The following is a 12,215-nucleotide window of genomic DNA, read 5'->3' as shown; positions in this document are numbered from 1 at the left end:
CGGGGAGGCTCCCGTACCCGCCCCCTTCGCGTCGGCCGGGCCCCTTCGCATCGGGGCCGCCCCCTTCGCGCCGGGCCGCCCCTTCGCGTTGCCTAGGCCCCGGCCCCGACGCTGTCCGCCGGGGTCACCGGCAGGCTGAGCAGGCAGGGCGGCGGCACCGGCCGGCGGGCCGTCCAGCGGTGGGCGGCCAGCCGGGGCCAGATCACCAGCACCGCCGGCAGCGCCAGGTACCCGAAGCGCCCGGCCGGGGCGAGCGTGAACGCTATCGCCAGGCCCGCCGCCAGCAGGTCGGCGGCGGCGATGGCGGACCCGGGCGGGCGGGCCAGCAGCCAGATGGCGACCGCGGCGCCGCCGAGCGTCAGCAGCGCCAGCGAGACGGTGTGCCCGGTCGGGCCGAAACCCGCCAGTATCTTGCCCGGCAGCGGACTGCCGGCCGGAGTGTGGATCGCGGTCAGCCCCAGCGGGAACCGGACCACCTGCTCGCGCAGGACCGCCGGCTCGGCCAGCGCGACCGGCAGCACCACGGCCAGCGCGGCGCCCACCGCCGTCAGACCGGCCCGGACGGCGGGCCGGCGCCCGTACAGCCGCCAGATCAGCAGCACCGCGACCGGCAGGGCGGGCCAGGCCGTCCACTTCAGGCTGCAGGCGAGGGCCAGCACCAGGCCGGTGGCGAAGGTGCGGTCCCGCTCGGCCAGGGCCATCGCCAGGCAGCAGACCCCGATCAGCGGCAGGTCGACGCCGCCCACCACCAGCGCCAGGGCGATCAGCGGCGAGGCGGTCAGCACGGCCAGCGGCAGCACCGGCCCGCGGTCCCGGCTCGGGCGCAGCAGCCGCCAGCAGGCCAGCAGGCAGCCCAGGAAGGTCAGGGCGAACCAGATCCGGGCGTCGCCGAGCACCTGGGTCAGCGGGTCGGCGCTGCCCAGCAGGGTGCGCGGCAGGCCGAACACCGCCATGGCGGGCAGGTACGGGTTGTAGTCGCTGACGACCACGGGGTGGGGCAGGTAGGGGCTGCCGGTGCTGAGCAGCAGCCGGGCCGAGCGCTCGACCACCATCACCTCGGACTGGTGGCGGCCTTGCAGCGCGAGCAGGGCCAGTGGCAGCAGAACGGCGCCGAGCACCGCGACGGCGGCCGCGGCCCGGGCGGCGAGGTGGCGCGGCAGGGTCGCGCAGAGCAGGGCGGCCACCAGGTAGGCGGGCGCGGCGACGGTGCCCCAGAGCCGCTGGTTGGCGAGGTCGGAGACGACCGGGAAGGCGGCCGCCCAGACCGCGGCGACGGCGCAGCCCAGCACCTGGACCCGGCGCATGGCGGCGAGCCGGGCCGGGCCGGGGAGCTCCGGCCGGCCGGCCGGGCCGGGGCCGTCGCCGCGTTGGCGCGGGAAGGCCCGGGTGCCGCGGCGCGGGCCGGGCCGGCGCGCGGCGCGCGGCTGGCCGCCGGGCGCGGCCGTGGCCGGGGCCGGGTGGGCCTGCGTGCTGCGGCGGCCGGTGAGGCGCCCGCCGCTGCGGGGCTGGCCGGGCGTGCGGGTGCTCACCATGAGGGAAGGTTAGGCGCGGGGGGCGCGCCGTGTCGCGATGTTGGCGTAGGGGCTTCGGGGTGTCTCGGTGCGGCACGCGGGGCCGCCGGCCGTGTCAGGTGGCCGGCGGCCCGGCGCTGACCTGCGCGGACGGGCAGTGCCCGGCCGCCGGAGGTCCGCATCGGCGGGCCGGTCAGCCGACCGTGCTCGGCTCGGGTTCCACGACCTCGTTCAGCCTGGAGTGTCGGGCGCTGTAGCCGAGGTAGACGGCGGCGGCGACGGCGAGGGCCGCACCGGCGAACAGGTAGACCTTCGGGTCGAGGCCGTAGATCAGGTAGGCGCAGAATCCGACGCTGAGCAGCGGGGTGACCGGGTAGCCGGGCACCTTGAAGCCGCGGGCGAGGCCGGGCTGGGTGCGGCGCAGGACGATCACACCGACGGAGACCACCGAGAACGCGACCAGGGTGCCGAGGCTGGTGAGGTCGGTGAGGATGTCCAGCGGCACGAAGGCGGCGAGGGCGGCGACGGCGGTGCCGACCACCAGGGTGTTCCAGACCGGGGTGCCGGTGCGCGGGGAGAGCTCGGCGAACTTCGCGGGCAGCATGCCGTCGCGGCCCATCGAGTAGAGGATCCGGGTCTGGCCGTAGATCACCACGAGGGTGACGCTGAAGATCGAGATGATCGCGCCGAAGGCGAACATCATGGCCGGCCAGCTCTGGCCGGTGATGTCCTGCAGGATCTGGGCGAGGCCGGCCTCCTGGCCGTCGAACCTGCTCCAGTGCTGGGCGCCGAGGGCGGCGATCGCCACGCCGATGTACAGCAGGGTGACCACGACCAGCGAGATGATGATCGCCAGTGGCAGGGTGCGGCGCGGGTTCTTGACCTCCTCGCCGGCGGTGGAGACGGCGTCCAGGCCGATGAAGGAGAAGAAGATGCTGGAGGCGGCCAGCTGGACGCCGCCGGCGCCGAAGGGCATGAAGTCGCTGAGGTTCCCGGAGCGGAATCCGGTGAGGCCGATCACCACGAACAGCAGCAGGATGAAGATCTTGATGCCGACCATGGTGGCGTTGACCTTGGCGGACTCGCTCACCCCGCGCACGAGCAGGAAGCAGACCATCCCCACCAGGATCACCGCGGGGAGGTTGAACCAGCCGCCGTGGCCCGGGGCGGCGGCCAGGGACTCCGGTATCCGCACGCCGAAGGCCAGATCGAGGAACTTGTTCAGGTACTCGCCCCAGCTGACCGCGATCGCCGAGGCGGAGACGCCGTACTCCAGCAGCAGGCAGACGCCGACACCGAAGGCCACGCCCTCGCCGAGGGTGGCGTAGGCGTACGAGTAGGAAGAACCGGAGGCGGGGATGGCGGAGGCCATCTCGGCGTAGCACAGCGCGGTGAGGCCGGCGGTGACCGCCGCCAGGACGAAGGACAGGATGACGGCGGGCCCGGCGTCGGGGACCGCGCTGCTCAGCACGAAGAAGATGCCGGTGCCGACGGTCGCCCCGATGCCGATCGCCGAGAGCTGCCAGAGCCCGATCGACCGCTTCAGGTGGATGCCCGAGCGTCCGCCCGCGGCCGGTGCGCCGGCCGGCAGCGCGTCCCGGCCCTCGCTCTCCGCGATCAGGGTGGCGACGGGCTTCCGCCTGAGAAGTCGTTCGCCGAGGGTGGTGGTGCTGGCCAAAACGTGGATCCTTCTGGGCGGGGTGAGGGTGTTCCTTGCCGCCGGTCACCCGAGGCGCTGTGGGGTGCCATCGGGGACCAACCGAACAAAGATGGGACAGTACCCCGCGAATGCACCAGTGTCGCAAACGAACAGTCCGGGCGGTCGCATTGGACGATTCGTCGAATATGTCCGCACAAACCGGACACTTCGCGGGCGACGCACCGCCGTACCGGGCGGTAGGGGGCGGCGGCCGCCTCAGCCGCCCAGCACCGCCTGCATCACCGCGCGGGCGATCGGGGCGGCCAGGCCGCCGCCGGTGACGTCGGTGGCGTCGCTGTCGGCGATGACCACCGCGACGGCCACCGGGGGCACCTCGCCGGAGCCGGCCGGCTTGGCCCAGGAGATGAACCAGGCGTACGGGGTGCCGCTGTTGTCCACGCCCTGCTGGGCGGTGCCGGTCTTGCCGCCGACGGTGGCGCCGCGGATCCTCGCGTTGGTGCCGGTGCCCTTCTCGACCACGTCGGTCATCAGCCGCTGGACCTGCGCGGCGACGGCCGGGGTGAGCGCCTGCCGGTACGTCCGCGGCTCCATCACCTGCACGGCGGTGCCGTCGCTGCGGGTCAGCCTGTCCACAAGCTGTGGATACATCACCGTGCCGTTGTTGGCGACGCCGGCCGCGACCATCGCCATCACCAGCGGGGTGGCGGCGGTGTCGAACTGCCCGATCGAGGAGAGCGCCAGCTGCGACTCGTTCATCTCGGTGTCGAAGTTGGAGCGGGCCGCCCGGACCGGGATGTCCAGCTTGGCGTCGTTGAAGCCGAAGTCCCGGGCCGTGGAGACCATCGTGTCCAGCCCGGTCCGCACCCCGAGGTAGCCCAGCACGGTGTTGCAGGAGTAGATCATCGCGGTGTCCAGCGAGAGGTTCGGCCGGTTGCACACCGGGGTGTCGTTGACCAGTGGCGTCGTGGTGCCCGGCAGCACGTACGGGTACGGGGCGCCGGTCGGCGCGTCGATGTCGGTCACCGTGCCGGCGGCGAGCGCCGCCGCCGCGGTGACCACCTTGAAGGTGGACCCCGGCGGGTAGATCTGCCGCAGGGCCCGGTTGAGCATCGGCTGGTTGGTGTCGGCCTGCAGCTCGTCCCAGGCCTGCTGGTCGGCGGCGGAGGTGCCGGCGAAGGACCCGGGGTCGTAGCTGGGGGTGCTGGCCAGCGCCAGGATGCGGCCGGTGGCGGGCTCGATCGCGGCGACCGCGCCCTTCTGGCTGCCCAGGCCCTTCATCGCGGCCTGCTGGGCGGCCTTGTCGATCGTGGTGTAGACGTCCCCGCCGGGGTTCTGCTTCCGGGCGATCGCGTCCCAGAGCGCCCAGCCGGCCAGCCGGGGGTCGGTGCCGGAGAGGACGTCGTCCTCGGTGCCCTCCAGCTGGGTGTTGCCGTAGGTCTGCGAGGAGTACCCGGTGACCGCGGCGTACAGCGGGCCGTCGGTGTACGTCCGCCGGTAGTCGTAGCGGCCGCCGGTGGGGACGGAGCCGGTCACCGTGTCGTGGCCGACCAGGATGTTGCCGCGCGGCTGGCTGTAGCGCTCCACGGTCAGGCGCTGGTTGGCGGGGTTGTGGTCGAGTTCCTTCGCCTGGAAGACCTGCACCCGGGTGGCCTGGGCGGCCAGCGCCACGATCAGCAGGACGCAGAAGGTGCCGGCCCGGCGCCCGGTGGTGGAGATGCCCGGCAGGCCCTGCGGGCCGCCCGCCGGGGAGCCGGCACCGCCCCGGCGCGGCATCAGGCCTCCTCCGGTCGCGGCGCGGGACGCCGGGCCACGTCGCTCATCCGCACCAGCAGCGCGACGATGATCCAGTTGGTCACCACCGAGGATCCCCCCTGCGCGATGAAGGGCAGCGTCATCCCGGTCAGCGGGATCAGGTCGAGGACGCCGCCGGCCACCACGAAGACCTGGATGCCGACGATCGCGGCCAGCCCGATCGCCAGCAGCCGGCCGAACGGGTCGGTGAGCGCGATGCCGGTCCGGAAGCCCCGCGAGACCAGCAGCGCGTACAGCAGGAACAGCGCGATCAGGCCGGTCAGGCCGAGCTCCTCGCCCACGGTGGCGAGGATGAAGTCCGACTTGGCGGCGAAGCCGATCAGGATCGAGTGGCCGTTGCCGAGGCCGGTGCCGAGCAGGCCGCCCCAGGCGAAGGCGAACAGCGACTGGGCGATCTGGTTGGCGCCCCGGCCGGCCTCGATCGAGCCGAGCGGGTCGAGCCAGTCGGTGACCCGGCTGTGCACGTGCGGGGAGAGCCAGCCGACGCCGGCCGCGCCCACCGCCGCCAGCAGCAGCCCGATGGCGATCCAGCCGCTGCGGGCGGTGGCCACGTAGAGCATGATCACGAAGAGGCCGAAGAAGAGCAGCGAGGTGCCGAGGTCCGTCTCCAGCACCAGGACGCCGACGAAGGCCGCCCAGATCAGCAGCACCGGCCCGAGCACCCGGCCGACCGGCAGCCGCACCCCCCAGATCCGGCGGCCGGTCAGGGCCAGCGCGTCCCGGTGGACGGCCAGGTAGGCGGCGAAGAACACCGCCAGCAGGATCTTCGCGAACTCCCCCGGCTGGAAGGAGAGCGGCCCGACCGTGATCCAGATCCGCGAGCCGTACACCGGCGGGAACAGCACCGGCAGCACCAGCAGCACCAGCGCCACCAGCGCGCCGCTGTAGGCGTAGCGCTGCAGCCGCTTGTGGTCGCGCAGCGACAGCACCACAGCGATGAACAGGGCCACCCCGAGGGTCGACCAGAGCAGCTGGGTGGGGGCGGCCTCGCTGCGGGGGGTGGCCCGGTCCAGCCGGTAGATGACGACCAGCCCGACCCCGTTGAGCAGGATCGCGATCGGCAGCAGCAGCGGGTCCGCGTACGGCGCCCGCCAGCGGATCACGCCGTGCGCCAGCAGGGCGAGGACGCCGAGCGCAGCGCCGTAGCCGGCGGCGCCGGAGGGCACCGAGCCGTCGATGTTGACGCCGACCTCGTTGTAGCCGAGGACGGCGATCAGGACGGCCGCCAGCACCAGGGCGAGCTCGGTGTTGCGGCGGGTGCGCACCGGCCGGGGCCGGGGGGTCGACCGCGCCACCGCGGATGGGGTCGCCACGGACCGTCCTGTCGGGGGCTCGTCGGGGTGTTCGGGCGGGCGGGGCTCCGGCGCCCGGGCGCGGAGCGCCGGGACGGACGGCCCCGGGGGCGGGCGGGCCGCCGCCCGTCCGCCCCCGGAGTGCCTCGGGAGGAGCCTCAGACGCCCGCGGTGTGCGCCTGCGCGGACTTCATGGCGGTCTTCAGGTGCTCCTCCGCCTCGTCGGACAGCGAGGTCTGGATGATCTCGCCGCCGTACTGGGCCAGCGCCGGGACGACCTTGTCGGCGGTCGCCGTCCGGACCAGCAGGAACAGGGCGGCACTGCCCGGCTGGAGCTTCTCGCCGACGGTGCGCATGAAGTTGTCGTCCACCCCGATGTCGGTGGAGGCGCCGACGGCCGCGCCGGTGGCGCCGCCGATCGCCGCGCCGAGGAAGGGCATGAAGAAGAGCAGGCCGATCACCCCGCCCCAGAGCGCGCCGGAGGCCGCACCCGCACCCGTGGTGCTCACCGCCTGATGGAGCTTGATCTTGCCGTCGCCGCGGCGCTCCACGACGACCACGTCCTCCAGGTCGATCAGCTTCTGCTTCTGCAGGCCGAGGGCTTCACTGCGGACCGCCTGGGCGGTGGCGACATCCGGGTAGGCGATCGCGAACAGGTTGCTCACGGGGGAGGTCCTTCCAACTCGTCGAGCGTGCCGGCCGGCCGGGGACAGCCGGTGAGGCGGCCCCTGACCCTGCGCGTCACCCTAGCGAGCAATAGCCATATTTATTTCACTTGGTGGCGGTGTGTCCCGTTTTTACCCTCGCCGGCATCGGGCTGCCGCCCGGTGCCGCACGCCGGTCCCGGCCCGCTCCCCGCTCACTCCGTCCGTCGCCCGGCCAGCCCGCAGGCCGCCGCCGCGGCCGCCGCCAGCAGCGGCACGGCCACCGCGAGCGCCGCCCACGGGTACCCCACCCGGCCCGAGCGCGAGGCGTCCACCAGCACCCGGACGGCCGCGTTCGCCGGCGACGCCGGCGCCACCAGCACCAGCGTCGCCGCCGCGAGCGCCAGCGGGATCCCGTACTGCGCGCGCAGCAGCACCGGCCGGTTGCAGAGCGCACCGACCGCCACCCCGAGCAGCACGCACACCACGGAGGCGAGGAAGCCGGCCGCCAAGGCCTCCCCCACCGCCGCCGGCGGCGACCCGGGGTTGCCGACCGGCCCGCTCGCCACCAGCAGCGCGACCGTCCCGCCGGCCGCCAGCAGCAGGCCCGCCGAGAGCGCCGTGAGCAGCGCGGCCAGCTGCACCCGGGGGCCGGTGGCCGCCGCGGCCAGGCAGGCCCGCGAGGCGGCCGGCTCCGCCGTCACCACCACCCGGACCAGCCAGGCGGTGACCGGCAGCAGCACCACAGCGCCGACCGCCTGACTGCCGAGCAGCGGGTCACCGATCGAGACGCCGACCACCATCAGCAGCGCGTACGCCAGGAAGGGCGGAAGCCAGCCGTAGGAGCGCAGCAGCAGATCCGCCTGATAGCGGATCAGCGCCCTCACGGGGCCGGCTCCACGGCCGCGGCCCCGAGCCGTTCGGCGGCCGGCGGGGCCTCGGCCGGCGGGTCCGTCAGACGGCGGACGGCCAGCACCCGGACGGCGGGCCGGCCGGTGAGCAGCCGGCGCAGCAGCTCGTCCGAATGCCCGGCCGGCACGGTGAGGCGCACCGCCGTACCGGCCAGCGGGGCGCGGTCCGGGTCGCCGGGCAGCCGGGCGGGCAGCAGTCCGGCCAGCGGCCCGTCCGGGGAGTCCGCGTCGATTTCGACCAGCGGGCCGGACGCCGCACCTGTGGGGGCCGGCAGGCGGTGCAGCGCGCCGTCCCGGCCCACCCGGTAGCCGTCGGTGACCAGGCCGGCGAGCCGGGCGGGGTCGTGGTCGACGAACAGCACGACGCCGCCCAGCGCGGCCCGCTCGGCGGCCGCCTCGTCGAGCAGGGCCCTGGACGCCCGGTCCAGGCCCGTCCACGCCTCGTCCAGCAGCAGCAGGTCGGCCTCGGCGAGCAGGGCCTGCGCCACCGCGACCTTCTGGCAGGTGCCCTTGGAGAGGCGGCTCAGCGGGATGTCCGCCTGGGCGGTGACGCCCAGCCGCTCCAGCCAGGAGTCCGCCCGACGGCGAGCCTCGGCGGCCGGCAGTCCGTGCACCCGGCCGAGCAGCGCCAGGTAGCCGCGGGCGTCGAAGGGCAGCGCGGGCGGGAAGCGCTCCGGCACGTAGGCCCGCCGCCGGGGCGACCGTACCTGTCCCTCGCTGGGCCGTTCGATCCCGGCGGCCAGTTTCAGCAGGGTCGACTTGCCGCTGCCGTTGGGTCCCTCGATCCGCACCAGCGCGCCCGGCTCCAGGGCCAGGTCGGCGCCCCGCAGGACCCACCGCCCGCCCCGGCCGTAGCGCTTGCCGACACCGTTCAGCCGCATTCACCGCTCCCGTCCCATTGCCCGGCAGGGTAGTTCGCGGCGTGTTCGGACGGCGTCAGGGCAGCCCCGCGTTGGCCATCGCGAACTGATGATCCCTAGGATTCGCCGGGTGACTACCGACCGACGACCGACGGCCAGGCTCGGCAGCCTGTTGGCCGCTCTCGCGATAGCGGGCGGTGCGCTGCTCAGCGGCCTGCCCGCCCATGCCGACGAACCATCAGGCGGCGCCACCGCCAAGGCCACCGGGGAGGCCCCCAAGGTCGACCTCGTCCTGGACGTCAGCGGCTCCATGCGGGCCGCCGACATCGAGGGGAAGAGCCGCATCTCGGTGGCCCAGCAGTCGCTGAACGAGGTGATCGACGCCCTGCCCGCGGAGACCGACTTCGGCATCCGCACCCTCGGTGCCAACTACCCCGGCGACGACAAGGCGCAGGGCTGCCTGGACACCAAGCAGCTCTTCCCGGTGGGCAAGACGAACAAGGTGGAGGCGAAGACCGCCGTCGCCACCCTGCGGCCCACCGGCTGGACCCCGATCGGCCTCGCCCTGCGCGGCGCCGCCCAGGACCTCGGCAAGGGCGAGACCACCCGCCGGGTGGTGCTGATCACCGACGGCGAGGACTCCTGCGCCCCGCCGGACCCGTGCGACGTGGCCCGTGAACTCGCCGCCCAGGGCATCCACCTGGTGGTCGACACGCTCGGCCTGGCGCACGACGACAAGACCCGCCAGCAGCTGCTCTGCATCGCCAACGCCACCGGCGGCACCTACACCGACGTCCGGACCCAGGAGCAGCTCACCGACAAGGTGAAGCAGCTGGTCGACCGCTCGGTGGACACCTACACCGTGACCCCGACCAAGACCGCCGGCACCGACACCTGCGCGACCGCGCCGGTGCTGACCCCCGGCGTCTACAGCGACCGGGAGAAGTTCTCCGAGCACCGGGTCTACCGGGTGCCGGTGCAGGCCGGCCAGGAGCTGCGCGCCTCGGTCAGCGTCTCGGTCGACCGGGCGGTGGCCCGCGACTACGGCGTGCTGCTGCAGGCGACCAGCACCACCGGGCAGGAGCTCGTCCGGGGCACCGACGCGGGCAGCGGCCGCACCGACGTGGCCTCCACCGGCCTGCGCTGGTCGGCCGCGATGACCTCCGCCTCGCCGACCGCCTCGGCCTCCGCCTCCCCGAGCGGCCCTGCCCGGACCGACGTCTGCCTGGTGATCAGCAACTCGCTGGCCCCGCAGCCGGGGGTGGCGGCCGAACCCGGGCTGCCGCTGGAGCTGACCGTCGACCTGGCGGCCGCCTCCCCGGCCCCGGACGGCCCGGCGATGGGACTCGGCCACGGCTGGATCCTGCTGCTGGTGCTGACCCTCGCCGGCCTGCTCACCGGCCTGATCTTCGGCTGGATCGCACGCTGGCGCATCGCTGTCTGGCGGGAGAACTGACCATGCGTACCCTTCTCAGGACCTCGCTCGCCGCCCTCGCCCTGGCCCCGGTGCTGGTGCCGCTGGCGGCCCCCGCCGCCTCGGCCGCCTCGCCGTCCCCCTCGCCCTCGGCGAGCAGCACGGCGCCCAGCAGCAAGGTCGGGACCACCTTCCTGACCGCGACCACGCTGGCCCCCGGCCAGGACGCCAAGGTGTCCGCGTCCACCGGTGACTACCTCTACTGGGCGTTCGCCGCGGCGGAGGGCCAGACGCCCACCCTCTCGCTGAACGTCACGCTGGCCCCGGCCGCCGACCGCCACGGCCCGCAGACCTGGAGCGTGGAGGTCTTCGACGGCCTGCGCCGCCGCCAGTCCTGCACCGCCGGCACCCAGAACGCGACCGGCGAGGCCACCGCTGCCTCCCTCTCGCTCGGCTGCACCCTGCGCCAGGTCCGCTCCTGGGCCGAGCCGTGGTCCGGCGACCCGTTGCCGGGCACCTACTACGTCCGGCTCTCGGTGGCCGACGCGCCGCAGCAGGACCTGGGCCTCGCCGCCGCCGTCCAGCTGCGCATCGCCACCAAGGGCGGTCAGGACGACGCCCAGCCCGAGGGCGGCTCGCTGAAGGCGCCGCTGGTGCCGCCGGTCAACGCCGGTGCCACCGTCGCTCCGGGCAGCACCGCCGTGCCGGCCGCCGGCGCCCGCGCGGCCGCCCCGGTGGAGCCCGAGTCGCACTGGTACACCGGCTGGTTCTCCGGCTGGAACAGCCGCTGGTTCTGGACGGTCGCCGGCGGCGCGCTGGCCGCCCTGGCCGGCGTCGCGGGGTACACGCTCACCCGGCACCCGCGCGGGCGCCGCCCGGCCCGGTACGGCGCCGTCCCGCCGCAGGCCCAGCCGCAGGGGCCGAGCCAGGCACCGCAGCCCGGCCAGTACCCGGGCTCCGGGCAGCGCTGACCGCCTCCCCTCACGGGGAGCGGTGGTGGGAGCACGGCAAAGGGCCCGGCCGGAGAGGTTCTCCGGCCGGGCCCTTCCGTCCGTCAGGCCGACCCGTTCAGGCCGGCCCGGCGGACGCTGCCCGCCCGGGAGCCCCGGGCGGGCACGGCGTCAGCTGCGGCGGGCGCGGCGACGGCTGAGGAACACCGCGCCGCCACCGAGGGCGAGCAGCGCGGCGCCACCGGCCGAGATGGCGATGGTCTGCGAGCTGTTGCCACCGGTGCTGGCCAGGTTCTCGGACGGCGTGGTGGAGACCGGCGCGACGGTCGGGTTACCGACCGGGCCCGCGTCGGTGGGCACCGGCGCCGGGGCCGAGGACGACGAGCTCGGGGTCGCCGAGGTGGTCGGCGTGGCCGAGGTGCTCGGGGTCGCCGACGGCGAGACCGAGGCCGACGGGCTGGCGCTGGTGGTCGGGGTGACCGTGGCGGTCGGCGAGACGGTGGCGGTCGGCGACGGCGAGGTCGACGGCTTGACCGTGGCGGTGGGGCTGGGGCTGGTGGTCGGCGTGGGCTTGCACGGCTTGCCGCCGTTCCACGCCGTGATCAGGTCCTTCGGGAAGACCGCGTTCGGGTACTTCGGCAGCGGCGCGCTGACACCGTCGTGCTTCTTGTCGGTGCCGTACAGGTCGATCTGCCCGTAGCAGGTCGGCGCGTACTTGGTGACGTCCAGGGTGGCCTGACGCTTGTCACTGCTGAGCACCGTGGTGTCCCAGCCGAGGAAGGTCTGGGTGCCGGACTTGGCCCAGGTGGGGCCCTCGGTGTTGTACGAGGCCAGCGAGACCTTGTACTCACAGCCCTCGGCGGGCTTGGACTTGGGGTCGAGACGGACCTGGATCTTGGTGGACGGCTCGGACAGCCGGCCGTCCTCCTTCCAGTGCGCGCCGTTGTCCACGGAGTACTGCACGCTGACCGAGTCGCAGCGCGAGCCGTGGGCCTGCGCGGTACCGGCGAGGAGAACGGGGGAGGTCACGGCTATGCCGACAGCGGCCAGCGCCGGCAGCGACCTGCGAAGTGATCGGGTCACGGGGGGATGCTCCTTCAAGCGGTGATCGCCTGGTCCCGGTGCGGGGTAACACGGCCGGGAGCTTAGTGGTGCGAAGGG

General features: G+C 74.5%; 10 protein-coding genes. 2 read left to right on the top strand and 8 right to left on the bottom strand.

The window, feature by feature from the left end; genetic code table 11:
- Positions 1 to 92: 92 nt before the first annotated feature.
- The 7 genes from J2S46_RS24095 to J2S46_RS24065 form a co-directional block, all read right to left on the bottom strand.
- Positions 93 to 1,532 carry a glycosyltransferase 87 family protein gene (locus tag J2S46_RS24095; RefSeq protein ID WP_191291118.1) on the bottom strand — a complete coding sequence of 480 codons (1,440 nt, stop codon included), beginning with the start codon at positions 1,530 to 1,532 and terminating at the stop codon, positions 93 to 95.
- A gap of 172 nt (positions 1,533 to 1,704) precedes the next feature.
- Entirely contained in the window at positions 1,705 to 3,189 is a 1,485-nt protein-coding gene (locus J2S46_RS24090; protein WP_229912876.1) for an amino acid permease, read from the bottom strand.
- A gap of 237 nt (positions 3,190 to 3,426) precedes the next feature.
- Positions 3,427 to 4,944 carry a penicillin-binding transpeptidase domain-containing protein gene (locus J2S46_RS24085; protein ID WP_191291117.1) on the bottom strand — a complete coding sequence of 506 codons (1,518 nt, stop codon included), beginning with the start codon at positions 4,942 to 4,944 and terminating at the stop codon, positions 3,427 to 3,429.
- Positions 4,944 to 6,296 carry an FtsW/RodA/SpoVE family cell cycle protein gene (locus J2S46_RS24080; RefSeq protein ID WP_191291116.1) on the bottom strand — a complete coding sequence of 451 codons (1,353 nt, stop codon included), beginning with the start codon at positions 6,294 to 6,296 and terminating at the stop codon, positions 4,944 to 4,946. Before J2S46_RS24080 ends, J2S46_RS24085 begins: the two co-directional genes overlap by 1 nt.
- 137 nt (positions 6,297 to 6,433) lie before the next feature.
- Complete coding sequence (locus J2S46_RS24075; RefSeq protein WP_073924954.1) at positions 6,434 to 6,940, bottom strand: DUF1269 domain-containing protein; 507 nt, start codon at positions 6,938 to 6,940, stop codon at positions 6,434 to 6,436.
- A 194-nt stretch (positions 6,941 to 7,134) separates the two neighbouring features.
- Complete coding sequence (locus J2S46_RS24070; RefSeq protein WP_191291115.1) at positions 7,135 to 7,806, bottom strand: ABC transporter; 672 nt, start codon at positions 7,804 to 7,806, stop codon at positions 7,135 to 7,137.
- Positions 7,803 to 8,711 carry an ABC transporter ATP-binding protein gene (locus J2S46_RS24065; protein WP_191291114.1) on the bottom strand — a complete coding sequence of 303 codons (909 nt, stop codon included), beginning with the start codon at positions 8,709 to 8,711 and terminating at the stop codon, positions 7,803 to 7,805. Before J2S46_RS24065 ends, J2S46_RS24070 begins: the two co-directional genes overlap by 4 nt.
- A gap of 109 nt (positions 8,712 to 8,820) precedes the next feature.
- Between J2S46_RS24065 and J2S46_RS24060 the strand changes: the two genes are divergently transcribed.
- A complete protein-coding gene (locus J2S46_RS24060; protein WP_229912875.1) occupies positions 8,821 to 10,146 on the top strand; it encodes a VWA domain-containing protein in 1,326 nt (441 codons plus the stop codon).
- Positions 10,147 to 10,148: 2 nt separating this feature from the next.
- Positions 10,149 to 11,075 (top strand): peptidase, encoded by a 927-nt coding sequence (locus J2S46_RS24055; RefSeq protein WP_191291112.1) that lies wholly within the window; start codon positions 10,149 to 10,151, stop codon positions 11,073 to 11,075.
- A 150-nt stretch (positions 11,076 to 11,225) separates the two neighbouring features.
- On the opposite strand, the gene J2S46_RS24050 is transcribed toward J2S46_RS24055, so the two are convergent.
- Positions 11,226 to 12,137, bottom strand: coding sequence for an LAETG motif-containing sortase-dependent surface protein (locus tag J2S46_RS24050; RefSeq protein WP_307351099.1), 912 nt, complete (start codon positions 12,135 to 12,137; stop codon positions 11,226 to 11,228).
- Positions 12,138 to 12,215 lie beyond the last annotated feature (78 nt).

The organism is Kitasatospora herbaricolor, from assembly GCF_030813695.1.
GTDB lineage: Bacteria > Actinomycetota > Actinomycetes > Streptomycetales > Streptomycetaceae > Kitasatospora > Kitasatospora herbaricolor.
The sequence above is the reverse complement of the archived record's forward strand: the minus strand, read 5'-3'. Positions and strand labels throughout refer to the sequence as shown.

Excerpts from the sequence above, each read along its gene's own strand:
- J2S46_RS24065 (WP_191291114.1), bottom strand. The coding sequence starts at position 8,711 with ATGCGGCTGAACGGTGTCGGCAAGCGCTACGGCCGGGGCGGGCGGTGG.
- J2S46_RS24095 (WP_191291118.1), bottom strand. The coding sequence starts at position 1,532 with ATGGTGAGCACCCGCACGCCCGGCCAGCCCCGCAGCGGCGGGCGCCTC.
- J2S46_RS24055 (WP_191291112.1), top strand. The coding sequence starts at position 10,149 with ATGCGTACCCTTCTCAGGACCTCGCTCGCCGCCCTCGCCCTGGCCCCG.
- J2S46_RS24085 (WP_191291117.1), bottom strand. The coding sequence starts at position 4,944 with ATGCCGCGCCGGGGCGGTGCCGGCTCCCCGGCGGGCGGCCCGCAGGGC.